The organism is Amycolatopsis plumensis, from assembly GCF_042652605.1.
Classification (GTDB): domain Bacteria; phylum Actinomycetota; class Actinomycetes; order Mycobacteriales; family Pseudonocardiaceae; genus Amycolatopsis; species Amycolatopsis plumensis.
The window spans coordinates 4566523-4590059 of the sequence record NZ_JBHSJY010000001.1 but is presented as its reverse complement, the minus strand read 5'-3'; the positions used below and the strand labels follow the sequence as shown (position 1 = coordinate 4590059).

The window sequence follows — 23537 nt, the reverse complement described above, 5'->3', positions numbered from 1 at the left end:
TGCCTGGCAGCTAAGCGCGGCCCACCGAGACCGGATGCGCCAGGATCTGCCCCGTCCGCTCCGCCGCCTCCCCCACCCCGTCCAGCCCGCGCCACTCCTGGACCACCACGTACAACGTGTCGTCGCTCAGCGCGCACGCGAAGCAGCCTCGGTCGAAGGTCAGCTTTTCCAGCACCTCCCCGCCTTCCCGGACCCGGGTGCACGACCGGTGGGGCACGTCCGACACCCACACCGCGCCCGAGGCGTCGAGCGCGATGCCGTCCGGCACTCCTTCACCAAGGTCCGCCCACACGCGGCGGTCCGTCAGGCCGCCGTCCGGGAGGACCGAGAAGGCGGTCAGGCGGTTCGCGTACGACTCGGCCACGATCAGCGTCGAGCCGTCCGGGGTCAGGGCCATGCCGTTGCCGAAGGCGATGTCCTCCGCCACCCTGCGGACCTCGCCCGCCGGGTTGACGAACAGGATCGCGCCCGGGCGGTACGGCTCCCCGGCCATCAGGTCGAACCCGCCGCCGTTGACATAGCAGCCTCCGGCGCGGGTCGCCACGATCTCGTTGAACCCGGTGCCACCCAGGTCGGCGTGGGTCGTCAGGCCGGACTCCGACAGCCGCAGCAGGAGGCCGTCGGACGACGACACGATCACCGGCTGCCCGTCGAGGAAGTCGAAGCACATCGGCATCGTCGGGAAGTCCGCGCGGAACACCACCTCGCGCTCGGCCGACGGCGAAACCGCCACGATCTCGTGGGCCAGCCAGTCGGCGAACCAGAGCCGTCCGTCGTGCCAGCGCGGGGACTCGCCGAACGCGACTCCGTCGAGCACCAGCGCCGTCATCGCCACACCCCCAGCAGCACCGCCACCACCGCGATCTTCACCAGCCAGTCTCCCGCGTGCAGCGCCGCCAGGCGGACCGGGACCCGCTCGTGCAGCACCGAGCCCGCCAGGATCACCGCCGGGAAGCCCGCCCACACCGCCAGCGCCAACCCGAGCGCGCCCGGCACGCCGTCCACCCCCACCGCGCGCGCCAGCAGCGCGAACGCCGTCACCAGGACCACCGTCCGCGCGAACTCCGCGCCCATCCGCCACGGGGACGGCGCGGCCGCCGCGCCCGCCGGGCTCAAGCGGGCCCAGACCGGCCCGAACACCCCGTACCAGGCCGCGCTCGCCGCGAACGCCGCCACCGACGTCACCAATACCGCGATCACCACTGTCCGCCTCCTTCGCTCGTCGAGATTCGAAGGAGACGTCGGCGCCGCGCAACCGGCTTCGACATCCGGGCGCGGAAAACTTCTACAGCGACGAAGTCAGCCCGCGAGCCCGCAGCACCGCGCGCTCCAGCGGGCGGAACACCACCAGCTCGATTCCCACGCCGACCAGCAGGATCAGGAAGATCGCCGCGATCACCGTCTCCATGCTGTTGAACGACGAGCCCTGGTTGAGGTACGCGCCGAGGCCGATGCCGAGCTGCGGGGACAGCGCGATCAGCTCCGCGGCCATCAGCGAGCGCCACGAGAACGCCCAGCCCTGCTTCAGCCCGGCGAGAAAGCCCGGCAGCGCCGCGGGCAACAGGATGTGCCGCGCCGACGACAGCCGGTTCGCGCCCATCACCTGGCCGACGCGCGGCAGGATCGGCGGGATCTGGTCGATGCCGGACACCAGGCCGTTCGCGATCGACGGCACCGAACCGAGCAGGACCACGAAGTAGATCGCGGCGTCGTTGATCCCGAACCACAGGATCGCCGCCGGCACCCAGGCCACCGACGGCAGGCTCTGCAGGCCGGTCAGCAGCGGGCCGATCGCCGCGCGGACCACGCGGACCTTCGCGACGACCAGGCCGAGCGGGGTGCCGATGAGCACGCCGGCGACGAAGCCGAGCGCGGCGCGGTGCACCGACGTCCAGACGAAGCCGAACACCTGGCCGTCGACGACGATGCCCCAGAACTCGTTCCAGACCGACGCCGGGGCCGGCAGCTGGGACTCCGGCCAGAAGGCCGCGGCCCAGAGGAGCTGCCAGACGACGAGCAGCAGCACGAGCGCGCCCACCGGCGGCAGGAAGCCCCAGGCGAACCGCTTCCAGAAGCCCGGGCGGCGCTCGCCGACGGGGGCGTCGAGCGAATCCAGTCCGGCGCCGACCGCGTCGAGGTCGGCTTCGGCGGACCGGTCAAGCTGCGGCATGGGTGCTGATCACCTCACGCAGGTGCCCGGTGATTTCCTCGGTCAGCTCTTCGGCGTCGGCCAGCGGCACGTCCGTCCACTCCCGCACGACCCGGCCGGGCCGCGACGACAGCAGCACGACGCGCTGGCCGAGGCGGACCGCTTCGCGCACGTCGTGCGTCACGAACAGCACGGACGTGCCGGTGCTGCGGTAGACGCGCAGCAGCTCGCTCTGCAGGACGTCGCGGGTGATGGCGTCGAGCGCGGCGAACGGCTCGTCCATCAGCAGGAGCGACTGCTCCGGGTCGCCGCCGACGCGCAGCGTCGCGGCCAGGGCGCGGGCGAGGGCGACGCGCTGCCGCATGCCGCCGGACAGCTCGTGCGGCCGCTTGCCGCCTGCGCCGTTCAGCCGGACCAGTTCCAGCAGCTCGGCGGCCTTTTCGCGGCGCTCGGCCCGGCCGAAGCCGGCCAGCCGCAGCGGCAGCTCGACGTTGCGGGCGGCGGTCAGCCACGGCATCAGCGCGGCTTCCTGGAACATCACCGCGGGCCGGGAGGTGTTCAGAGTGATCTCCCCCGCCGACGGCGCGTCCAGCCCGGCGACCAGGTTCAGCAGCGTGCTCTTGCCGCACCCGGACGCGCCGAGCAGGCAGACGAACTCGCCGGGCGCGACCGTCAGGTCCACGCCGTCGAGCGCGACGACCGCGCGGCCTGCCGTGCCGAACGCCTTGCGCACGCCGTCGAGGCGCACCGCTGCCGCGCCGGTGACGTGGGTGCGGCCGGTCGGGAGGGTGGTGGTCATCGCTGACTGCCTCTCACTTGGTCAGTTCGGGAGCTTCGACGGCGGGCAGGTTCTTGGCCTTGAGCACCTCGTTCAACGGACCGAAGTCCGCGAAGCCCTTCAGCGCGACCGCCGACTTCACCACGCCCGCCGTCACCGAGTCCTGCGCGAGCTGCGGGAATTCGGCGGCGATGGGGTCGGTGGTCAGCTCGATGCCGGAGAAGGCGCGGTCCAGGACCGCTGCGCTCAGGGTACTGCCGGCCAGCTCCTTGAGCGCCCCGTTGACCACGGTCTTCGCGTCGGCCGGGTTGGCCTTGGCCCAGTCGATGGCGGCGAGCTCGCCCTTGAGCAGTGCGCGGACGGTGTCCGGGTGCTGCTGCAGGAACTCGCTGCGCACGATCGCGACGGTCGTCGGGAAGCGGCCGCCGGGCCAGAGCGTCTTCTCGTCGACCAGGACCTTTGCGCCCGCGTCGAGGACCAGCCGGGACGCCCACGGCTCGGGCAGCCAGCCGCCGTCGACCTCGCCCTTCTTGAAGGCGTCGAGCGTCTTCGGGTTGTCGAGGTTGGTGATCTTGACCTGGTCGGTCAGCTGCTGGCCGGCGAGGAACTTCTTGAGCGCGACGTCCTGGGTGTTGGCCAGCTGCGGGGTGGCGATGTTCTTGCCCTTGAGCTGCTCGACGCTGGTGATGTCCGGTTTGACGACCAGCTGCGCGCCGCCCGAGACGGCGCCGGAGACGAGCTGGATGGCACCCTTGGACTTGGTGAAGGCGTTGATCGCCGGGCCGGAGCCGATGAAGGCGACGTCGAGGGAGCCGCCGAGCAGGGCGTTGACCTCTTCGGGGCCGGCGTTGAAGGTCTGGGTGGTGAGCTTGGTCGCGCCGAGCTCGTTCTTGAAGAAGTCCTTCTTGACGCCGATGAGCGCGGGCGCGTGCGTGACGTTCGGGAAGAAGCCGACCCGGACCTCGCCGGCGGCGCCCTGGTTCGCGGCCGGGGCGGCGCTGCTGTCGGCCCGCGAACAGCCGGCGAGCGCGCCCACGACGGTCAGGGCGGCCAACGCCAAGGCCAGAGTTCTTCGAGGGGTGCGCACGTCAGCATCGCCTTTCGTCGGTGTCGGGGGCGAGGTTCGCACGGTCACCCACTCAGGCGCATAGCCATCCGCATCCCGGGAAAGGTGGTGAGATTTCTTGACATCGGCGGCGGCGGCACTTAGGGCCGGGGAGAAAGTCGACGAAGAGGGCAACCGCTCGCGTCACCCGGACGTGGTACAGGGTGGACCACGGATTCGGGAGGAAGACATGACGAGCAGGGGCCAGGGAGCCGCCGGCGTCCGCGTGGCGCTGGTCGTGTTGTTCATCGGGCTGGGCCAGGCGTCGTTCGAGTGGCTGAGGTCACTGGGCATGGACGCGCTGACCAGCGCCGTCGTCTGGGCGATCCCGGTCATCACCGGGGCGGCGGTGGCACTGGTGCTGTGGGTGGCGTCGGACCGGGCGTTCCTGCTGCGCAACTGGCTGCCGGTGGCGATGTCGATCCCGGTGTACCTGGGTGGGGCGTTCGGCCTGGCGACGGGAACGGCGGGTTGGGTGTCGTCGATCGTGAGCGGGGTCGGGCTGGGGATCGCGGCGGTGGTTGTTGCCGGGGCGATCCGGTCGCGGCGGCGGGTTGAGGCTGGTCAGTAGGGGTTTGCGCCGGGTTGTCCACATGGTGGCGGAGGGTGTGGATAACTCGCCGCCGTAAACGGGACGCCGACGCCCAGCTCGCACCCCACCCAGACCTCCCCCCTGCCCCGCTTGAGCGCAGGCACCGCAACGCCATGAATGACTCATTCCTGGCGTCTGACGCCAGGAATGAGTCATTCAAGACACCGGACGCGAGCCGCCGGGCCCGGAGAGCGAGAGCCCCTCAGTGGCGCAACAGAAGTGACACGTCACCGAACTCATGCCACAAGTACCGCTCCTCAACCGCCGCCGCATACGCGCGCTGGAGCACCTCGGCCCCCGCCACCGACTCCAGCAGCAACAGGTGCGATGCCTCCGGCGCGTGCAAGCCCGTGATGATCCCGTCCACCACCCGCGCCGGGCGGTCCGGCCCCAGAACCAGATCCGTCCACCCCGACGCAGCGCGCACCTCCCCATCGGAGACCGCCGATTCCAGGGCGCGGGCCGCCGTCGTGCCCACCGCGATCACCCTCCCTCCGCGGGCGCGGACCCACGAGACCAGCGCCGCCGTCGTCGGGGGGACTCGGTACCTCTCCGCCTGGGGTGGCTCGGCCGCCTCCGGGGAGGACACCCCCGTGTGCAGCAGCAGCGGCGCGAACAACACCCCGTCCGCCACCAAGCCCGTCACCAGTTCCGGCGTGAACGGGCGGGCCGCCGAGGGCATCTCCGCGCTGCCCGGTTCGCGCGCGAACACCGTCTGGTAGTCCGACAACGGCCACGCCCGCGGGACGTACCCGTAGCGAATCGGGCGGCCGGCTTCCTCCAGCAACGACAGCACGTCGACCGACGAGGACGCCCGCCACAGCCGGGCCTCCCCCGGGACCACGGGGGCCAGCAGCGTCAGCGACGCGTCCCCGGCCAGCGAAAGGCGCTCGCCCGGACGGCCGTCGAGCAGAGGGCCGCCCGGTGCGCGCAGCTCGACGATCCACGCGCCGTCGTCGAGCGGTGTCGCGAAATGGACCACGATCGGGTGACCCGCCCGGCGTGCGTCGACCGCCGCCGGGAGGGTTCCGGAGGTGTTGACCACGAGCAGGTCACCCGGCCGCAGATGCGCCCCCAGCGACGTGAACGCCGTGTGGTGGACGCCGGCCGGGGAGGCGACCAGCAGGCGGACCTCGTCGCGGGACAGGCCGCGGGCCTCCGGCGGGGCCGATGCCGACAGCTCCGGCGGCAGGTCGAACCGGATGTTCATGCCGTCACCAGCAGGTCGGCCGCGCGGTAGCGGCCGCTCGGCGGGCGCTCGTCCAGCAAGCGCAGGAACGCCGGGACCGCGGACGACGGCAGCGGCCGGTCCGAGATGTCCTCGCCCGGGAACGCGCGCTGGTGCATCGCCGTGCGCAGGTCGCCCGGGTCGATCGCGTACACGGACAGGTCCGGGTGTTCCGCGCCCAGGACGGCGGTCAGCTGATCGAGGGCCGCCTTGGCCGAGCCGTAGCCGCCCCAGCCCTCGTACGCCTCGACGGCCGCGTCGGAGCTGACGTTCATCACGACACCACCGGCCAACGCCGGGAGCAGCAGCTGCGTCAGGGCCAGCGGCGCGAAGACGTTGACGCGGTAGACGTCTTCGAGCGCTGCCAAGGGATAGCGCGCCAGCGGCGGCAGCGGGCTGACGCCCAAGGAACTGGCGTTGTTGACGAGCAAGTCGAGCGAAGGACAGGCTTCGGCGAGCGCAGCGCGGTGGGCCGGGTCGGTGACGTCGCCGGGGACCGCCGTGAAGCCGTCCTCACGAGCGGCCGAAGCCAGCGCGTCCGCGTCGCGGGCGTCGCCGATGACCGTCCAATTGCGACGCACCAGGGCGGCCGCGAGCGCGCGGCCCAACCCGGCCGAAGCGCCGGTGACGAGTGCGGTGGGCATGGTTCCTCCTTCGAGAGGGGGTGCCCCACCATCGTGAAACCTCTACGTTAGTCGAGGTCAACCGCGCGGCGGCCGCGCAGCAGGAAGTACGCTGCCAGCGAAACGACGAGGCCGACGTAGTACGCCAGATCCGCGCCGTGCAGCGCGGCCGCGACCGGTCCGGTGTAGAGGGAGGTGTTCATGAACGGCACCGCCGCGCCGAACCCGGCCACGAACGCCATCACCGCCGCCCAGGGCCGCACGGAATCCGCCGCCAGGACGTCCACGCGCCGGCCGCCGCGGGTGCGGGCGAGCCAGTCCGGGACGACCACGCCGAGGAACGGCGGAATCCAATAGGACACGAACAGCAGCACGTTCTCGAACTTCGCCGAGAGGTCGCCGCTGTGCATCCACAGGATCAGCGCGAACGCCAGCACGGTCACGACCACCGCCGACACCGGGCGCCGCAGCCGGACGCCGACCGTCTGCAACGCCAGCGAACCGCTGTAGTCGTTCATCGCGTTCGACGACACCGCCGCCAGCGCGATCACGGCCAGCGCCAGCGCGCCCATGAACCCGCCGCCCAGCAGCTGGGCGATCCCGGACGTCGTGTGGTCGCCCAGCGACGACCCCAGCGCGAGCCCGAGCCCTTCGCCGATCGCGTACGAGACGACGAGCCCGAGCAGCGTCGCCCAGAAGATCGCCCGGGACGACGCCGAGACCGGCAGGTAGCGGCTGAAGTCCGACGCGTAGGGCGCCCAGGAAATGGCCAGGGACAACGTGATCGTCGTGAACAGGACGACGCCGCCCGCCAGGTCCGCGCCGGAAGCGGTGTCGGCGACGGCGATCGGGTGTCCGGAAAGGACCTTCACGGCGAGCGCGGCGAACGCCAGCACCAGCAGCACGCTCATCACCGCCTGCACGCGGTGGATCAGCGCGTAGCCGAACACGCCGAGCGCGCACTGCAGCACGAGCACGATCAGCACCGCCACCCAGAACGGCAGCCCGGTCAGCTCGGCGAGGGCCTCGCCGCCGAACAGGCCGACCAGCGCGTCCCAGGCGATCGAGCCGAGCCACTGCACCAGGCCGGGCAGCACGACGCCGCCGCCGAACGGCAGCCGGGCGAGCGGCAGCTGGCCGGTGCCGGTGCGCGGGCCCCACGTCGACAGGTACGCCACCGGCAGAGAGCCGAGCACGGTGCCGGCCAGCATCGCGGCCAGGCCCGTCCAGAACCCCAGGCCGAGCGACGCCGCGAGGGTGCCGGTGAACACCGCCGTCATCGTCAGGTTCGGCGCGAACCACACGCTGAACAGCCGCCACGGCCGCCCGAACCGATTGCCTTCCGGCACCGGCGCGATGCCGTGGGTTTCGATCGCCAGGTCCCGCCCGCCCGCGGGCATCCGCCCGCCGAAAACCTCGGCGCCCAATCCGCGTCCGCTCATGTCCTGCCTCCTGTCGAGATCACCCTAAAGCGCAGCCGCGTGGTGTAACGCGACGGCCCGAACGGACGAATCACGGTTGGCCGTTGCCGGACTGCGCCACCCAGCCGCCAAGACCCACCGGGAGGGTCGCGAAGTGCAGCACCCGCGAACGTCGGTGATGACCGGTCTCCTGGCGGCCGGGTGCGCGCTCGGCGTCGTCGCGCTGACGCTCAAAGCCGGCGAAGGCAGCCACTCGGGACTCGACACCGCGCTCAGCACCACGACCGGGTTCCTCTTCCTGCTCGCGGGCGCGGTCGCGCACGTGCGGCGCCCGGCCAACCCGATCGGGGTGCTCATCGCCCTGGCCGGCGTCGCCCTGTTCCTCGAGGACCTGCAGTTCACGACCGACCCGGTGCTGTACACGATCGCCGTGCCGCTGCGGGCCGCGTCCAGCCCGGTGATCGCGCACCTGGTGCTCGCCTTCCCGCACGGCAGGCTCCGCTCGCGGTGGGAGCGGCTGCTGGTGGCCGCGGCCTACGCCGTGGTGCTCGGCATCGGCGTGGTCGGCCTGCTGACCGCCGACGACCCGCGCGACCTGCTGGCCGTCGCGGCCGACTCGCAGGCCGCGCCCGTGGTCGGCCGCGCCCTCGGGCTCGCCGCGACGGTGATCAGCGCGGGCGTGGTCGTCGTGCTGCTCTACCGGTGGCTGACCGGACGGCTGCCGCAGCGGCGGCTGCTGTCGCCGGTGGTGGTGATCGCACTGGCCGGGGCGCTGACGTCGGGGGCGGGCACGGCGCTCGGCGACGGGCACCCGCTGTCCGGGCCGCTGCTGATGGCGTACCGGATCCTGTTCTGCCTGTGGCCGCTGGCGTTCCTGGCCGGCGTGATGCGGGCCCGGGTCGGCAACGCCGAGATGATCCGGCTGCTGCTGGAGCGCGACGGCACCGGGCTGGCCGCGCTGGTGCAGGACGACGAGGTGTGGAAGGACAGCCGGTCGATCGACGCGCTCAACGCGGCCGCCGGGCTGGTGCTGGACAACCAGCGGCTCACCGACGAGCTCGAGCAGCGGCTGGCCGAGGTGCGCGCGTCGCGGGCGCGGCTGGTCGCGGCCGGCGACGAGGAGCGCCGCCGGCTCGAACGCGACCTGCACGACGGCGCCCAGCAGCGGCTGGTCAGCGTCGTGCTGCTGCTGCGGATGGCCGCCCGCCGCTCCGGCGCCGAACTGCCGCCGGAGCTCCGCGCCTTGCTCACTGGCGCGGTCGACGAGCTGCAGACAGCGATCACCGAGCTGCGTGAGCTGGCCCGCGGCATCCGGCCGGCGATCCTGACCGAAGCGGGCCTGGTCGCGGCGGTCCGGTCGCTGGCCGACCGCATGCCGATGGAGGTGGCGCTGACCGTCGGCACGGTCCCGCGCCTGGACGCGGCGGTGGAGGCGACGGCCTACTTCGTGACGTCGGAGGCGTTGACCAACGCGCTGAAACACGCCCGGACCGACCGTGCCGACGTGCGGATCGAGGTGGCGGGCGCCGAGCTGCGGGTGGCGGTGACGGACGCGGGCGTCGGCGGCGCGGACGTCGGGGGCAGCGGGCTGGCCGGCCTGCGCGACCGGGTGCAGGCGCTGGGCGGGGAGCTCGCGGTCGCCTCCGGGACCGACGGCACCACGGTGACGGCGGTCATCCCCCTGGCCGCCGAAAAGCCGTGAAGTCTGCCGCGGCCCGGGGTCGTGAGTGGTAAGGAGGGTTAGAACCCTCCTTACCACTCACGACCAGCCGCGGCAGACCGGCAGAGCGAGCTAGACGAGCAGCAGGAACAGCAGGCCGTTGGGCGTGCCGAGACCCGTCACGTCGTCGTAGCCGGGGGTGGTGTGGATGGTCAGGCCCTGGTAGTCCAGCGTGCGGACCGAGCGGAGCAGGCCGTCCGAGGCGTCGACCGAGTTGGCGTAGTCGACGCGGGCCACCGCGGCGTCCACGTGCTTCACGTCGGTGATCGCCGGCGTGCGGGACGTCAGCTTGTAGATCACCGGGTTGATGAAGCCGTGGTGGAAGTGGTCGAAGCTGTCGGCCACCGCCATGATGCCGGCGAACACCGGCGACGCGAGGCTCGTGCCGCCGATCCGGTACTGGTCGTAGTGCGCACCCTCCGGGAAGGTCTGCGTCTGGCCGACCAGGAAGCCGGTGTTCGGGTCGCCGACCGCGGAGATGTCCGGGACGACGCGGCCCTTCTTGTTGCCGGTCTGATTCTTCTTCGCCAGCGCGTCCGGGACGACGCCCTTCTGGTAGAAGGGCTGCTCAAACAGGCGGCTGGTGCCGCCGCCGGATCCGCTGGTGTAGTTGGCCGGGCCGTAGACGCCGTTGGTCAGCGTCGACTTGCTGGTCTCCCAGCCGGTCTCGAAGATCCGCTTGCCGTCCTTGCCGATCGCGATGGACGTGCCGCCGACCGCGGTGATCCACGGCGCCGAGGCGGAGAAGTCCGGCGACGGCGTGCCGAGGCGCGCGACCTCGTCACCGTTGTCGCCCGAGGAGAAGTACACGCCGATGCCCTCGAGGACCGCCTGCAGCGAGATCTGGTTGAACACCTTGACCTCGTCGGCCGGGATGTCCTCGCCGGTGTCGCCGTAGGAGTTCGACACGATGTCGGCCTTGTGGCCGGCGACCACGTAGTTCAGCGCGATGTCGAGCGAGTTGTCCTGGCAGTCGGACCCGCCGACGTACAGGATGTCCGCGCCCGGCGCGAGACCGTGGGCGGCCTCGACGTCGAGGGTCTCCTCGCCGTACCAGCCCGCCGCGTCGCACTGGTCCGGCGGCTCCAGGTCGGGGTTCACCGGGAAGACGTGCTGCTTGAACTGGCTCGGCTTCAGCGGGTGCTGCGGGTCGTTCTTCTTCGCGTACGTGCTCGCGTCCGAGTAGATGGTCGGCGAGGCGAACGCGTCGACGATGGCGATCGTGGTGCCCTTGCCGTCCGCGCCGACGTTGTCGACGCCGTAGGCCGACCGCAGCTGCGCCGGGGTGTAGCCGCAGGGGGCGTACGGCAGCTGCTTGCCGTTGTAGGCGGGATCGGTGGTGTCGATCTTCTCGCCGTAGTAGGCGCTGCACGGCGGCGCGTTGCGGAACCCGGGCCCGGGCGCGACGTCCGACGGCGTGCCGGAGCCGGTCGCGTGGTCCGGCTTGAACAGGTTAGTCGCCTGGTCGACGCCGACGACGCCGAGCACGTCACCGGCCAGGTTCGCCGGCACCGACAGGTTCTTGTCGGCGGCGCGCAGCGTCTGGCCCTTGACCCGGTACTTGCCGAGGTCGACGGCGAAGGCGTTCTCCGTCTGGGCCGCGGTGCCGGTGGCTTCGACGTACGCCTTGTTCGACGGGATCTCGCCGATGCTGAAGCCGTTGCCGGTCAGCCACGCCTTGACGGCGTTCACCGTCGCGTCGGTGGCCGCGAACCGGTCACGCACCTGGTCGGGGCTGAGGTACTGGCGGTAGGTCTTGCTGTCCGGGTCCGACACGGCCTGCGCCAGCGCCTCGGCGCCGGCGTTGTCGCGCTGGTTCAGGTAGACCCGGAAGCTCAGCTTCGCGGCGGGCGCCGTGTCGGCGACCTTCGCCTGCGCGTTCGCCCACAACGGGTGCGACTGCGGGATGTCCTGACGCCCCTGCGCGGACGCCGTCGCCGGCAGGGCGCCGGTCAGGCCACCCACCACCGCGAGCGAAAGGAGCAGGGTGGAGCTTCTTCGCACAGAAATCTCCCTCTTCGAATGCGGCCCCCAGAAAATGGGCCTTGGAACACCGGGTGAGACTAAGCCGGTGTTCCGCTCGCGGGGAAGTGCGTGCGGAACCGTTATCTGACCGGGAATTCGCGAACCGTGAAGCGTGGTACGGAAATCCGATTTGTCGCGGAGAAAACGCGAGGAATAGGGCGCGATGCGCGATTGGTCCGGTTTGCGCCGGTACGGCGGACCACGCGCCACGGGCGTGCGCCACCTACTAAAGTCGGTTGCTCCGTCCACTCGGGACAGTCGGGCGGTGGCGGTACTTCGGCCGTCACGCCAGGCACCGGTCCACCTCGGCGGGAGCGAACACGGTGTCGACGACCATCGCCACCGCGCCGGCCACCGCCATTCCCTCGCCGCGGCCGCCGATTTCCACGCGCAGGTGCTGCGTCGCCCTGGGCAGCGCCCGCCGGTACAGCACCTCCCGCACACCCGCCACGAAGTGCGGCTCGGCGAGGTCGCCGGCGATCACCACCACGCCCGGGTTGACCACGCACACCAGCGTCGCGAGCACCTCCCCCACCTGGCGGCCGGCCACTTCGGCGAGCCGCACCGCGAGCGGGTCCCCCGCCGCGATCCGGTCGCGGACGCCCGAGCCGGACTCCGTCGGCAGCCCCAGCTCGGTCAACCTCGCCGCCAGCGCACCGCCGCCGGCGACGGCCGCGAGGCAGCCGAGGGAACCGCACAGGCAGCGGGCGTCGGAGTGCCCCGGGAGCCGGATGTGGCCGATGTCGCCCGCACCGCCGTCGATCCCGCGGAACACCTCACCGCCGAGGACCAGGCCCGCGCCGATGCCGGTGGACACCTTCACCACGACCAGGGCCGCCGAATCCGGGTAGCGGGCCCGGTGCACGCCCAGCGCCATCAGGTTCGCGTCGTTGTCCACCAGCACCGGGGCGCCGAACCGGGCGCCGAGGTGGCCGTCGATGGGGTAGCCGTCCCAGCCCGGCATGATCGGCGGCTGCGTGACCCGCGCGCGGCCGGGCTCGACCGGGCCCGGCACCGACACGCCGACGCCGCACACCGGCCGCCCCGCCTCGGCCCGCAGCTCCTCGAACCACTCCGCGATCCGGTCGAGCACCGGTTCCGGGCCGTCGGCGACCCGCAGCGCACCGGCCCGGCGGCCCAGGACCCGCCCGCCCAGGTCGGTGATGGCCGCTTCGGCGTGCGTCGTGTCGATGCTCGCGGCGAGGACGACCGCGTGCTGCTCGTCGAAGCGCAGCTGCCGCGCCGGACGGCCGCCGGTCGAATCCTCCTGGCCACCCTCGGTCAGCAGGCCAGCCACCTGGAGCTGCTCCAGCCGCGCGGTCAGCGTCGAGCGCGACAGGCCGCTGCGCTCCTGGAGGGCCTTCCGCGTGCTCGCCTGCCCGGTCCGGACCAGCTGCAGCAGCTCTCCGGCGCTGGTCGGCGTGGTCATCCCGCGGCCCCCTTCAGACTTTTGTCCATTGACAAGACACAAGTCGGAGATAGATTGGACATATGAACGTAACACGGGAGCGGGCCGCGGCTGTCCTGGCGGGCAACTGGCTCGGCGCGTCCACCGTGCCCTCGCGGGCGCTCTACCCGCACCAGTGGAGCTGGGACTCCGCCTTCATCGCGCTCGGCCTGCGCCACCTGTCCCCCGGGCACGCCCGGCGCGAGCTGCTGACGCTGTTCGAAGCGCAGTGGCCCGACGGCCGCGTCCCGCACATCGTGTTCGACCCGCAGACCCCGCCGGAGGCGTACTTCCCGGGCCCGTCGTTCTGGCGGGCCGGGCGGACGTCGGGCCTGGTCCAGCCGCCCGTGCACGCCCGCGCCGTGCTCGCGGTGCACGAGGCCGAGCCGGACCACGCGTTCCTCGCCGCGCTGTACCCGAAGCTGGTGGCCTGGCACGACCACCTGCGGACCGGCCGCGACGCTGGCGGCCGCGGGCTGGTCGCGATCGTGCACCCGTGGGAGTCCGGAATGGACAACAGCCCGGCGTGGGACCAGCCGCTTTCCCGCGTCCCGCTCGCCACCGGGTTCGTCCGCCGCGACCTGGCGCACGGCGACCCCGGCGACCGGCCGAGCGACGACGACTACGGCCGGTACGTCCGGCTCGCCGCCGCCTACCGGGACAGCGGCTACCGGGACTTCGGGGACTTCGTCGTGGAGGATCCCGGCTTCAACGCCCTGCTGGCCGACGCCGAGCTGGCCCTGGCCGAGATCGCGGAGGAGCTCGGCCTGCCGTCCGGCGCGCACCGCGAAGCCGCCGCCCGCGTCGAAAAGGCGTTGCAGGAAACACTGTGGGAAGACGGCTTCTTCTTCGCCCGAGACGTCCACACCGGCTCACTGATCCGCGAGCACACCTGCGCGGGCCTGCTGCCGCTGATGCTGCCGGACCTGGCGGTCGCCCCGGCCCTGCTGACGACCGCGACCGGCCCGCGGTTCCGGCTCGGGCGGGTGCACGGCGTCCCGAGCTACGACCTGACCGCGCCCGGCTTCGACCCGGCCCGCTACTGGCGCGGGCCGTCGTGGTCCAACGTCGGCTGGCTGGTCCGGCAGGGCCTGCTGCACCACGGTGAGTTCGCCCTCGCCGCACAGCTGCGCGACGACCTCGTCGAGACGGCCGCGCAGACCGGCTTCGCCGAGTACGCCGACCCGCTGACCGGGGCCGGGCACGGCGCCCGGTCGTTCAGCTGGACGGCCGCCTTGACCGTGGATCTGCTGTCCGAGGGGAAGTGACGGGTCGCCCGGCCGCGTCTGGGGCGGCCGGGCGACCCGTTCAGCCCGCCGCCGTCGCGTAGTCCGAGCCGAACCAGGTCTCGTCGATCCTCAGCCGCTTGTAGCGCGAGCTGTCGCTGGATGCGGCGTACGTGCTCGTCACCTGGAGCCGGACGTACCGGGTGTTCACCGCGGAGAGGTCGACGAACTGGACGCCACGGTGGCTCGGTAGCGTCCCGGACTTCACCGCGCTGCCCCAGTCCTTGCCGTCACCCGACACGAACACCTTGTACGCCTTGATCCGCGCCGACTGCTCGGTGTCCGACCGGGCGTAGCTGACCGAATCCTCCCGCTGGTTGATCCCGAGGTACTGCACCTTCTTCGCCGTCCCCAGGTCGTAGTCGAGGTTGACCGGGAGCGTCTTGTTGTTGTCGAACCAGGTGAGGTAGTCGCCGTCGCTCGCGGACTGTCCACTGTGTCCGCTCGCCGACGCGCTCGCCTTGAGCGTGACGGTCTTCGGGTCGTAGATTCCGGCGCGGCCGGCGGTCTCGACCTTGAACACCGTGTCGTAGCTGTCCCAGCCGGAGAGCCCGGTCAGGGTCAGGCTCCCGCCGCCCTGGCTGAATGCGATCGCCGTGCCGGTGCGCAGGTTCGTCACGCGGCGGACGCGGTAGCCGTTGTCGCGGATCTTGAGCGTGCTCCCCGACGGCTTGGTCAGGACGTGCACGTACTGCGTGTCGCCCTTGATGGTGATGACGCCGTGGGCGCCGTCGTTCCAGAAGCCCGGCTGCATGCCGCCGTACATGTACCCGGCGCCTTCGGTGCCGCCGAGGGACTCCCCAATCGCGTCCAGGTAGGTTTTCGCGAAGTTGTTGAACGCCTCCTGGTTCGACGGGAACTTCCCGTTCACCATCGCCGTTTCGGCCATCAGGGATTTGATCGACGAGCCCGCGTTCGTGATGAGCCGGCCCAGGTTGAGCATCTTGTTCACCGGCGGGTTCGACCCGCCGTACCACCACGAACCGGTGTCGGGGAGCTTGAAGCAGGCTTCGGTGAGCCGCGGCATCGCCGTGTACGTCGCCTGCGGGTAGTCGTACGACGGCGTCATGCCGGTCTTCTGCTCGTTGCTGATCGTGTCCATGATCGGCGTGTCTTCGTTGTTGTTGCTCAGCAGGTAGTCCGGGCGCTGCTGGTAGATCTGCCGGTACAGGTCGTGGGACTCCCAGTAGGTGTTGTCGTTGTCGATCCAGAAGCCGCCGAGGTCGGGGTAGTTCTTCATGACCTCGAAGAAGTTGTCGTAGCTGAACTGGCCGAAGCCGTCCTGGCTGTCGAGGTCGACCTCCTTGCCCTTGTACTTCGAGTAGCCGACGGAGTCGAGCCACTCGTGGCCACCCTCGTCGTGCCACTGGGCGTCGTTGGTCATGTACAGGATGACCTTGAGCCCGCGGGCTTTCGCGGCGGCGATCAGCTCGCCGAGGAAGTCCCGCTTGGTGCTGCAGCTGCCGGGGATCTTCGACGGCCAGGCGCGCGAGTAGCCGAGCCGGCTGTGGAAGGAGGCGAGGACGAGGTAGGACGCGTGCAGCTTCTCGGCTTCGGTGACCCAGTAGCCGGGACTCCACCCGCCGTCGGTGATCGCCTTTTCCCAGGCGCCGCAACTGGTGTAGCCGGGTGCCGTGCGCATGCCCCAGTGCAGGAACAGCCCGGCCTGGCTGTCGCGCAGCCACTGCTGTGACGGCTTCTGCAGGTCGGCCGAAGCCGGCGCGGCGATGAGCCCGGACGCCGTCAGCATCGCCGCGCACGCGACGAGCACCCGGCGGAGGAACCTGTCTGCCATGAGCGACCTCCAGTGGTCTGGTCCACTCGGTGGTGTACTCCTGGCGAGGAGGGGCGGTCAAGGCTTAGATCCGACCTTTCCGCCGAGTTTCGCTGGCCGGTACATCTCTACTGCCGCCGTTCGGGTTAAATATCTGATATATGACGCAAGAGATCCGATCTCTCTTGACTCCACCTCCGAGATGCGAGTAGATGTTTTCCCCGAGAGCGCTTTCGCTCTCCCAGACCATCGCTCCGGCGACACGGGCAGCACGCCGCGCCCCCCAGAGCTGGTCGGGATGCCGACGGACGGCGGATCGGCATCCCGGCCACCCTTCCACCGCGTCGCGGGGCCAGCGCAGGAAAGGGACGACGCATGTCCGAACATCCCCTTCGCCCGACCCGGCGTGCGGTCCTGGCCGGGACGCTCGGCGCCCTGGGCGCGCTCACCGCGGCGGGCCCCCTCGCGCGGGCAGCGGACCAGCTGCCCCCGATCGGCGGCGCGGCACCGCCGCCCGACTGGTCGCGCGCGGTGATCGATTCGACGATGAAGCGCTACACACCGGACAAGATCGGCGGCTGGGGCTACACGCTGGGCCTGTACCTCTACGGCCAGTACCTGTTCTACAAGCGCACCGGCGAGAAGAAGTACCTCGACTACATCATCGCGTGGTACGACCGGTTCATCACCGACAGCGGGATTTCCAACAGCTTCACCAACCTGGACTCGATGCGCTCGTGCCAGATGCTGCCGCTGCTGTACGCGGAAACGGGCCGCAAGAAGTACAAGACGGCGGCCGACCAGCTGCGCAAGCGGTTCCCGTCCTACCCCCGCACGTCCGACGGCGGCATGTTCCACGCGACGAGCAAGGTCGGCCAGCTGTGGGGCGACGGCGTCTACATGGCCCAGCCGTTCCTCGCCCTGTACGGCGCGGCTTTCGGCGACGGTGTGTCGACCCCCTGATCACGTGTGTCGACCCTCCAATCACGTGAGTCGGCGTTCTGATCACGCGAGTTACGGGGTCAGTGGGTGCGGGTGGTGATGAGGCGGGCGAGGGCGGCGAGTTCGGTGGTGGCGCGGGAGGGTGGGACGGCGGCGGTGAGGTCGCGCAGGGCCTTGGCCAGCAACGCGTCCGCCTGGGCCTGGCTCCACTGGCGGCCGCCCGCGGCCTCGACGAGGGAAGCCGCGCGGGCCAGCTCGGTCTCGTCCAGGGGCTCGCTCCGGGCGTAGAGCGCGGCGAGGTCCGCGCCGGCCGGGGTGCCGGAACACAGGGCCGTCACCACCGGCAGGGACTTCTTGCGGTTCTGGAGGTCCGAGTACACGGGTTTGCCGGTGACGGCCGGGTCGCCCCAGATGCCGAGCAGGTCGTCGACGTGCTGGAACGCCAGGCCCACCGCGCGGCCGAACGCGCCGAAGCGGTCGTCCGTGCCGTCCGGTCCGGTCGCCGCCCCGAGCGTGCAGGCCGCGCCCAGCAGGGCCGCCGTCTTGCCCTCCGCCATCCGGACGCACTCGCCGGGGGTGACGTCGTCGCGTTGCTCGAAGTCCAGGTCCGCGGCCTGGCCCTCGAGCAGGGCCAGTGTCGCGGCCGACAGCACCTTCGCGTGCGCCGCCCCGCTCGGGGCCAGCACTTCGAACGCCAGGCTCAGCAACGCGTCCCCGGCCAGGATCGCCGGTCCGGTGCCGAACACCGTCCACGCCGTCGCGCGGTGCCGCCGGGTGGTGTCGCCGTCCATGACGTCGTCGTGCAGCAACGAGAAGTTGTGCACCAGCTCGACCGCGACGGCGGCGGGCACGGCGTCGGCCGCGTCGCCGCCCGCCGCTTCCGCGCACAGCAGCACCAACGCGGGCCGCAGCGCCTTGCCGCCGTCGGCGGCCGCCGGCCGCCCGAGGGCGTCCTGCCAGCCGAAGTGGTAGCCGGCGATCCGCCGCATCACCTCCGGCAGCCGCTCGGCGGCCCTCCGCAGCGCCGGGTCGACCAGCTCCTTGCTCCACGCGAGGACGCCGGCGAGCGGGCGCGCCGCGGTTCTCGTGCTCATCGTGGTCATCAGTGGCCGATCTGCACGTCGTCGAGCACGCCCAGAGCGTCGGGAACGAGCACGGCCGCGGAATGGTAGGCGCTGACCAGGTACGAGGTGATCGCGCGGTCGTCGGAGCCCATGAACCGGACGTTGAGCCCGGGTTGGTACTCGTCCGGCAGCGACTTCGGGCGCAGGCCGATCACGCCGGCGTCGTCTTCGCCGGTGCGCATGGCCAGGATCGACGTGGTCCCCGTCGCGCTGATCGGGATCTTGTCGCAGGGGAGGATCGGCACCCCGCGCCAGGCGGTGACGCGCTTGCCGGCCAGCACGGTCGTGTCCGGGTAGATCCGGCGGGCGGTGCATTCCCGGCCGAACGCCGCGATCGCCTGGGGGTGGGCGAGGAAGAAGCGGGTCTTGCGCCGCCGGCAGAGCAGGTCGTCCAGGTCCAGCGGGGTCGGCGGGCCGGTGCGGGTGGTGAGCCGCTGCTTGAGGTCGGCGTTGTGCAGCAGCCCGAAGTCGGTGTTGTTGACCAGTTCGTGCTCCTGGCGTTCCCGCAACGCCTCCACGGTCAGCCGCAGCTGCTGCTCGAGCTGGTTCATCGGCTGGTTGTAGAGATCGGCGACCCGGTTGTGCACCCGCAGCAAAGTCTGGGCGACGGCCAGGTCGTACTCGCGCGGCGAGGGGTCGTAGTCGACGTAGGTGCCGGGCAGCAGGGGCTCGCCGTCGTGGCCGGCGGCCAGGTCGATCGCGGCTTCTCCCTTGGCGTTCTGCGGTTTCCGCGGCCGAGACAGTGCTTCGGCGACATGGGTGCGCAGAGCTTCGGACCGGCCGTTGAGCCGCGCGTAGACGCCGGCGGGCAGCACCAGCGCGATGACGCGGGTGGCCGCGCGGGCGGTGTAGGGCCACACGCCGGGTTCGGGCCCGAGGAGCTCTTCACCGAAGTGGTCGCCGTCGGTGACGGCGCCGAGGCGCAGGTCGTCGCCGTAGGGTCCGGTGCCGTGGCGGGTGACCTTGCCGTGCGCGAGGAGGAACAGGGTGTCCCGCGGGGCGCCGGCGGTGAACAGGGTGTCGCCGGGCTCGTATTCCCGTTGCTCGAACGCCTCCGCCAGCGCACCCAACGCCGTTTCGTCGCCGAAGCCGCGCAGCAGCGCGAGTTCGGTCAGCTCGGCGGGCACCACCTGAACGCGGGCGCCGGTGTTGTAGAAGGAAACTTTGCCGTCGCCGAGGGTGTAGGTGAGCCGCCGGTTGACCCGGTAGCTGCCTGCCGGGACCTCCACCCACGGGAGCTGCGAGAGCAGCCAGCGGGTGGTGATGCCGCGCATCTGCGGCAGCGTCTTGGTGGTCGTGGTCAGCGTCCGCGCCGCGGTGACGCTGAGCGACAGCTGGACCGAGGTGGTCTCTTCGGTGACGGTCACGGCGTTTCCCGGCCGATCTCGGCGCTTTCGAGGATGGCGAGGGCGTCGGGGACGAGGACGGCGGCGGAGTAGTAGGCGGAGACGAGGTAGGAGATGATGGCTTGTTCGTTGATGCCCATGAAGCGGACGTTGAGTCCGGGTTGGTATTCGTCGGGGAGTCCGGTTTGGTGGAGTCCGACGACGCCTTGGGCTTGTTCTCCGGTGCGCATGAGCAGGACGGAGCTGGTGCGGGTTTCGGTGACGGGGATTTTGTTGCAGGGGAGGATGGGGATGCCGCGCCAGGAGGGGACTTGGTGGCCGGCGAGGTCGACGCTGGCAGGGTAGATGCCGGCTTTGGTGCATTCGCGGCCGAAGGCGGCGATGGTGGTGGGGTGGGCGAGGAAGAAGCTGGGGTCTTTCCAGACGAGGGTGAGCAGGGCATCGAGGTCGTCGGGGGTGGGTGGGCCGGTGCGGGTGGGGATGCGCTGGGCGAAGTCGGCGTTGTGCAGGAGCCCGAAGTCGGGGTTGTTGACCAGTTCGTGTTCCTGCCGTTCCCGCAATGCTTCCACGGTGAGGCGGAGTTGTTGTTCGATCTGGTTCATGGGCTGGTTGTAGAGGTCGGCGACGCGGGAGTGGACGCGGAGCACGGTTTGGGCGACGGAGAGTTCGTATTCGCGGGGGCGGGCTTCGTAGTCGACGAAGGTGCCGGGAAGGACGGGTTCGCCGTCGTGGCCGGAGGCGAGGGAGATTTCGGCTTCGCCGTGGTCGTTGCTGGCGGCGGCGCCGCGGGCGCGGTAGGCGGTGAGGTGGGTTTGGAGGGTTTCGGAGCGGGCGAGGACGTCGTCGAAGGCGGCGCGGGGGAGGGACAGGACGGTGCAGGTGGTGACGGCTTTGGCGGTGAATTCCCAGATGCCGTCGTTTTGGGTGAGGGTGGTTTCGCCGAAGTGGTCGCCGTCGGCGAGGGTGCCGAGGACGACTTGGTCGCCGTAGGCGCCGGTGCCGGTTTTGGTGATCTTGCCGTGGGCGAGGAGGAAGACTTCGTCGGCGGGGGAGCCGAATTCGACGAGGGTGTCGCCGGGGGCGTATTCGCGTTGGGTGAACCGGTCGGCGAGTTCGGTGAGGACGTCTTCGTCGTCGTAGCCGCGCAGGGGGGCCAGTTCGCCCAGCTCCGGGGGGATGACGCGGACGTGGGCGCCGGTGGTGGTGAAGGTGACGCGTCCGTCGCCGACGGCGTAGGAGAGGCGGCGGTTGACGCGGTAGGCACCGCCGGAGACTTCGACCCAGGGCAGGAGCTTGAGCAGCCAGCGGGAGGAGATGCCCTGCATCTGCGGGACGGACTTGGTCGTCGTGGCCAGGGTCCGGGCCGCCGCCCGGCTCAGGCTCGACGGCGCCAGCTCGGATTCCACCTGCTCGGATCCCACCGGGTCGGTGACAGTCACAACGAGGACCACCCAATCATTCGCGTTCGGCACGTGCCCGCCCCAGCCGGCACGCCGGTCAGACCTGCTATTCACTGATATGCGGGTTTCGTGGCGCCGCGAAATCAACATAGCAACCGCGTCCGGCCGCACAATGACACGATCGGGTCACCGGGTTAATGGCGGGCACAGTACTTGATCATTCCCGGATGATGTTCGACGGGCCTGGTCACCGGCTGTTCGCGGACGTCACTCGGTCGTGAAAAACCCTGCTCGACAGCGCGGTTCACGGTTGCCCAGCGGTACGACGCGGTGGCGGATACCCCGCTTTGGCTGCGCCGAATCGGCGTCTTTCGCCCGCCGGTGCGGCCACCCGGATGAATTCGGTGTTTTCTGTTGTCCGCCCGGAAACGGGTGACTAACTTGAGCGTGCCCGGTTGTGGAATGCCGGGCCGCGCTTCCCGCAGTCCGCGGGCGAAAGGACCTGGATGAACATCTTCGTGGCCGGCGGTCTCTGGGTGGCCGGTGCGGCCTGCGTCGGCGGACTGATCGCCTACCTGGTCCGCCGGTTCGGCCGGGACGACGAGGGCAGGCCCGGCAACAACGACGCGGCGGGCCAGGTGTTCACCATCGTCGGCGGGCTGCACGCGGTCCTGGTCGCCTTCGTCCTCATCTCGCTGTACGACTCGGTGAGCACCGTGAGCCAGAACGCGCAGACCGAGGCCGACAGCCTGGTCGCGGCCACCTGGGCGGCCGACGCGCTGCCGGAGGCGACGAAGGACCGCGTCCACCAGCTCGCCACGGCGTACGCGCGCACGGTCCAGGAGCAGGAGTGGCCGCGCCTGGCCGAGGGCAGCGACGTACCGGCCACCGGCGCGACCCAGCTGGACCAGATGCGCCTGGCGGTGGCGGAAGCACCGGCCGACGACGACTGGCTGCTGGACCGCAAGACCGAGGCCAGCAACCAGCTCTGGTCGGTCTACCAGGCCCGGCAGCAGCGGCTGAGCCACTCCGGCGCCGGCGGGGTCGGCGCGGTCGTCTGGTTCGCGCTCATCCTCGGCAGCCTGATCACCGCGATCCTGCTGCCCAACCTGTTCGGCGGCACGCGGCTGGCCGCGCACGTCATCATCGTGTCCACCCTGGCCGGCACGATCACGTTGCTGCTGTTCGCGATCTACCAGCTGCAGAGCCCGTTCAGCGGTGGGGTGAGCGTGCCCCCCGAGGCGTTCACCTCGGCGCTGGCCAGGCTGGTTTGACCGGCACGCGGACCACCCGCTGGGCGGCGGCGTTCGGCGTGGCCGCGGCGGTCTCGGCGCTGCTCGCGGCGTCGGGCTGGCTCACGCCCCCGGCGGCCCACCTCGCGGTGGCGCGGCCGCCGGGCGGCTGCACGATCCTGCAGGCGGAGAACGAACGCACTGGCGCGCCGACGACCCTGCGCCGGCTCTCCCTGCCCAGCGGGGTCACGCAGCGGGTGAGCCAGGCCGGGTACTGGATCAACGCGATGGGCTACTCCGCCGCGCAGGGCGTGGTCTACGGCGTCGCCGACGGCACCCGCGCCGGCCGGTACCACGGCGCGCACGCGGTGCGGATCGACGTCGCCGGCGTGGTCACCGATCTGGGCGTGATCGGCCGGGCCGGCACGCCGCACCCGGTATGGAGCCCGGTCACCGGCGCCACCGCGGGCGCGATCGACGGCGACCGCTGGTACGTCCGGCAGGGCAGTGATCTGTACACAGTGGACATCGATCCGGGGGACGCGGACTACCTGCGGGTGGTGCACCGGACCGCGCTGCGGCCGGTTTCGCTCGCCGTCGGCGTCGACGACTTCGCCGTCGACCCGGCGGACGGGCTGCTCTACGGCGTCTCCGCGACTTCACGCGGCGGCAGTTCGGTGGTCACCATCGACCCGGCGAGCGGGAAGGTCGCGGTGGTGCCGGGGCTGCGGTTCCCCGAAGGCGGCGCGTACGGGTCGGTCGTGCTGGCCTCCGGCGTGCTCTACGCCACGGCCAACCACTACGGGCAGCGCAGCGTCACGTTCCGCCTGCCCCGCGACGGCTCGGGTCCGGCCACCGAGGTCGCGACCGGGCCGCCGCTGGTGAGCGGCGACGCCGCCGGGTGCCTCGCGGAGGCACCCGCGCCCCCGCCCCCACCCCCGCCGACGACACCTCCGGAGCAGTCGTCACCTCCGCCGAGCACACCCCCGGAGCAGTCGTCACCACCACCGTCGACCCCGTCCCGGACCGAGGTGCCGCCCGCCACGCAGGCACCGGAGCCGTCACCCCTGCCGCCACCGCCGGTGGAACAGCCCGTCGTCGTGCCGCCGACCCCGGTGCCGGCCCCCACGCCGGCCCCGGTGGTCACGCCCACGCCGTCCACCTCGGCCCCGCCACCCCCGCCGCCGCCGACCCCGCGCGCGCGTCCGGAGGAGCCGGCCGAGCCGGTGGTCCGGGACACCGCACGGCGGACCGAGGAGAAACGCCGCTGGGGGCTGACGGCACTGCTGCTCGTGCTCGGCGGGGGCGCCGCGGTCGCCCACGTGCGCCGGCACCGGTGAGCCGG

At 71.5% G+C, this 23537-nt stretch carries 19 protein-coding genes and 1 pseudogene; 6 read left to right on the top strand and 14 right to left on the bottom strand.

Translation table 11 applies throughout. The features are described from left to right. Nucleotides 1-10: 10 nt before the first annotated feature. From ACFPLC_RS22200 to ACFPLC_RS22180, 5 genes are all read right to left on the bottom strand, one after another. Nucleotides 11-829: an SMP-30/gluconolactonase/LRE family protein gene (locus ACFPLC_RS22200; RefSeq protein WP_378196418.1), complete on the bottom strand. Its 819-nt coding sequence runs from the start codon at nt 827-829 to the stop codon at nt 11-13. Next, nucleotides 826-1203, bottom strand: a complete 378-nt coding sequence (locus ACFPLC_RS22195; protein WP_378235899.1) for a DUF1761 domain-containing protein — start codon at nt 1201-1203, stop codon at nt 826-828. The genes ACFPLC_RS22200 and ACFPLC_RS22195 overlap by 4 nt, the downstream gene beginning before the upstream one ends. 82 nt (nt 1204-1285) lie before the next feature. After that, nucleotides 1286-2170 carry an ABC transporter permease gene (locus ACFPLC_RS22190; RefSeq protein WP_378196424.1) on the bottom strand — a complete coding sequence of 295 codons (885 nt, stop codon included), beginning with the start codon at nt 2168-2170 and terminating at the stop codon, nt 1286-1288. Further along, a complete protein-coding gene (locus ACFPLC_RS22185) occupies nt 2157-2948 on the bottom strand; it encodes an ABC transporter ATP-binding protein (RefSeq protein WP_378196427.1) in 792 nt (263 codons plus the stop codon). The genes ACFPLC_RS22190 and ACFPLC_RS22185 overlap by 14 nt, the downstream gene beginning before the upstream one ends. A 13-nt stretch (nt 2949-2961) precedes the next feature. Next, complete coding sequence (locus ACFPLC_RS22180) at nt 2962-4014, bottom strand: ABC transporter substrate-binding protein (protein WP_378196430.1); 1053 nt, start codon at nt 4012-4014, stop codon at nt 2962-2964. Between the two features lie 208 nt (nt 4015-4222). On the opposite strand from ACFPLC_RS22180, the gene ACFPLC_RS22175 reads away from it, so the two are divergent. Continuing rightward, nucleotides 4223-4603, top strand: coding sequence for a hypothetical protein (locus ACFPLC_RS22175; protein ID WP_378196433.1), 381 nt, complete (start codon nt 4223-4225; stop codon nt 4601-4603). A gap of 223 nt (nt 4604-4826) precedes the next feature. Here ACFPLC_RS22175 and ACFPLC_RS22170 read toward each other — a convergent pair whose 3' ends face one another. From ACFPLC_RS22170 to ACFPLC_RS22160, 3 genes are read right to left on the bottom strand one after another with little or no spacing between them, the layout of a single operon-like run. Continuing rightward, nucleotides 4827-5834 (bottom strand): S-adenosylmethionine:tRNA ribosyltransferase-isomerase, encoded by a 1008-nt coding sequence (locus ACFPLC_RS22170; RefSeq protein WP_378196436.1) that lies wholly within the window; start codon nt 5832-5834, stop codon nt 4827-4829. Next, nucleotides 5831-6496, bottom strand: coding sequence for an SDR family NAD(P)-dependent oxidoreductase (locus ACFPLC_RS22165; RefSeq protein ID WP_378196439.1), 666 nt, complete (start codon nt 6494-6496; stop codon nt 5831-5833). Before ACFPLC_RS22165 ends, ACFPLC_RS22170 begins: the two co-directional genes overlap by 4 nt. Before the next feature lie 47 nt (nt 6497-6543). Then, nucleotides 6544-7917 carry a purine-cytosine permease family protein gene (locus tag ACFPLC_RS22160; protein WP_378196442.1) on the bottom strand — a complete coding sequence of 458 codons (1374 nt, stop codon included), beginning with the start codon at nt 7915-7917 and terminating at the stop codon, nt 6544-6546. Between the two features lie 157 nt (nt 7918-8074). Here ACFPLC_RS22160 and ACFPLC_RS22155 point away from each other — a divergent pair, with 157 nt between their 5' ends. Continuing rightward, on the top strand, nt 8075-9598 hold the full coding sequence (locus ACFPLC_RS22155) for a sensor histidine kinase (RefSeq protein WP_378196491.1): 1524 nt from the start codon (nt 8075-8077) through the stop codon (nt 9596-9598). A gap of 90 nt (nt 9599-9688) precedes the next feature. Here ACFPLC_RS22155 and ACFPLC_RS22150 read toward each other — a convergent pair whose 3' ends face one another. Both ACFPLC_RS22150 and ACFPLC_RS22145 read right to left on the bottom strand, forming a co-directional pair. Next, complete coding sequence (locus tag ACFPLC_RS22150) at nt 9689-11620, bottom strand: S53 family peptidase (protein WP_378196444.1); 1932 nt, start codon at nt 11618-11620, stop codon at nt 9689-9691. A gap of 304 nt (nt 11621-11924) precedes the next feature. Beyond that, nucleotides 11925-13070: an ROK family transcriptional regulator gene (locus ACFPLC_RS22145; protein WP_378196447.1), complete on the bottom strand. Its 1146-nt coding sequence runs from the start codon at nt 13068-13070 to the stop codon at nt 11925-11927. A gap of 62 nt (nt 13071-13132) precedes the next feature. Between ACFPLC_RS22145 and ACFPLC_RS22140 the strand changes: the two genes are divergently transcribed. Continuing rightward, nucleotides 13133-14356 carry an amylo-alpha-1,6-glucosidase gene (locus tag ACFPLC_RS22140; protein WP_378196449.1) on the top strand — a complete coding sequence of 408 codons (1224 nt, stop codon included), beginning with the start codon at nt 13133-13135 and terminating at the stop codon, nt 14354-14356. A gap of 40 nt (nt 14357-14396) precedes the next feature. On the opposite strand, the gene ACFPLC_RS22135 is transcribed toward ACFPLC_RS22140, so the two are convergent. Then, nucleotides 14397-16169 (bottom strand): alpha-L-fucosidase, encoded by a 1773-nt coding sequence (locus ACFPLC_RS22135; protein WP_378196452.1) that lies wholly within the window; start codon nt 16167-16169, stop codon nt 14397-14399. 354 nt (nt 16170-16523) lie between these two features. Between ACFPLC_RS22135 and ACFPLC_RS22130 the strand changes: the two are divergent. Further along, a pseudogene (locus tag ACFPLC_RS22130) lies at nt 16524-17096 on the top strand (glycoside hydrolase family 88 protein); the annotation flags it as partial. Nucleotides 17097-17170: 74 nt separating this feature from the next. On the opposite strand, the gene ACFPLC_RS22125 reads toward ACFPLC_RS22130, so the two are convergent. The 3 genes from ACFPLC_RS22125 to ACFPLC_RS22115 are packed head-to-tail and all read right to left on the bottom strand — an operon-like array spanning nt 17171 to nt 20999. Beyond that, nucleotides 17171-18193 (bottom strand): family 2 encapsulin nanocompartment cargo protein polyprenyl transferase, encoded by a 1023-nt coding sequence (locus tag ACFPLC_RS22125; RefSeq protein WP_378235898.1) that lies wholly within the window; start codon nt 18191-18193, stop codon nt 17171-17173. Further along, nucleotides 18193-19581, bottom strand: coding sequence for a family 2B encapsulin nanocompartment shell protein (locus ACFPLC_RS22120; RefSeq protein WP_378196459.1), 1389 nt, complete (start codon nt 19579-19581; stop codon nt 18193-18195). The genes ACFPLC_RS22125 and ACFPLC_RS22120 overlap by 1 nt, the downstream gene beginning before the upstream one ends. Further along, on the bottom strand, nt 19578-20999 hold the full coding sequence (locus ACFPLC_RS22115; RefSeq protein WP_378235897.1) for a family 2B encapsulin nanocompartment shell protein: 1422 nt from the start codon (nt 20997-20999) through the stop codon (nt 19578-19580). Before ACFPLC_RS22115 ends, ACFPLC_RS22120 begins: the two co-directional genes overlap by 4 nt. A gap of 467 nt (nt 21000-21466) precedes the next feature. Between ACFPLC_RS22115 and ACFPLC_RS22110 the strand changes: the two genes are divergently transcribed. Together ACFPLC_RS22110 and ACFPLC_RS22105 are read left to right on the top strand one after the other, a co-directional pair. Beyond that, complete coding sequence (locus ACFPLC_RS22110) at nt 21467-22234, top strand: bestrophin-like domain (RefSeq protein WP_378207993.1); 768 nt, start codon at nt 21467-21469, stop codon at nt 22232-22234. Further along, entirely contained in the window at nt 22231-23532 is a 1302-nt protein-coding gene (locus ACFPLC_RS22105) for a DUF6923 family protein (RefSeq protein ID WP_378207996.1), read from the top strand. Before ACFPLC_RS22110 ends, ACFPLC_RS22105 begins: the two co-directional genes overlap by 4 nt. The last annotated feature ends 5 nt before the right edge of the window (nt 23533-23537 follow it).

What these genes read in the sequence shown, in the direction of transcription:
- ACFPLC_RS22200 (WP_378196418.1), bottom strand. Translation starts at nt 829, where the DNA reads ATGACGGCGCTGGTGCTCGACGGAGTCGCGTTCGGCGAGTCCCCGCGC.
- ACFPLC_RS22190 (WP_378196424.1), bottom strand. Translation starts at nt 2,170, where the DNA reads ATGCCGCAGCTTGACCGGTCCGCCGAAGCCGACCTCGACGCGGTCGGC.
- ACFPLC_RS22185 (WP_378196427.1), bottom strand. Translation starts at nt 2,948, where the DNA reads ATGACCACCACCCTCCCGACCGGCCGCACCCACGTCACCGGCGCGGCA.
- ACFPLC_RS22175 (WP_378196433.1), top strand. Translation starts at nt 4,223, where the DNA reads ATGACGAGCAGGGGCCAGGGAGCCGCCGGCGTCCGCGTGGCGCTGGTC.
- ACFPLC_RS22170 (WP_378196436.1), bottom strand. Translation starts at nt 5,834, where the DNA reads ATGAACATCCGGTTCGACCTGCCGCCGGAGCTGTCGGCATCGGCCCCG.
- ACFPLC_RS22165 (WP_378196439.1), bottom strand. Translation starts at nt 6,496, where the DNA reads ATGCCCACCGCACTCGTCACCGGCGCTTCGGCCGGGTTGGGCCGCGCG.
- ACFPLC_RS22160 (WP_378196442.1), bottom strand. Translation starts at nt 7,917, where the DNA reads ATGAGCGGACGCGGATTGGGCGCCGAGGTTTTCGGCGGGCGGATGCCC.
- ACFPLC_RS22155 (WP_378196491.1), top strand. Translation starts at nt 8,075, where the DNA reads ATGACCGGTCTCCTGGCGGCCGGGTGCGCGCTCGGCGTCGTCGCGCTG.
- ACFPLC_RS22145 (WP_378196447.1), bottom strand. Translation starts at nt 13,070, where the DNA reads ATGACCACGCCGACCAGCGCCGGAGAGCTGCTGCAGCTGGTCCGGACC.
- ACFPLC_RS22140 (WP_378196449.1), top strand. Translation starts at nt 13,133, where the DNA reads ATGAACGTAACACGGGAGCGGGCCGCGGCTGTCCTGGCGGGCAACTGG.
- ACFPLC_RS22135 (WP_378196452.1), bottom strand. Translation starts at nt 16,169, where the DNA reads ATGGCAGACAGGTTCCTCCGCCGGGTGCTCGTCGCGTGCGCGGCGATG.
- ACFPLC_RS22125 (WP_378235898.1), bottom strand. Translation starts at nt 18,193, where the DNA reads ATGACCACGATGAGCACGAGAACCGCGGCGCGCCCGCTCGCCGGCGTC.
- ACFPLC_RS22110 (WP_378207993.1), top strand. Translation starts at nt 21,467, where the DNA reads ATGAACATCTTCGTGGCCGGCGGTCTCTGGGTGGCCGGTGCGGCCTGC.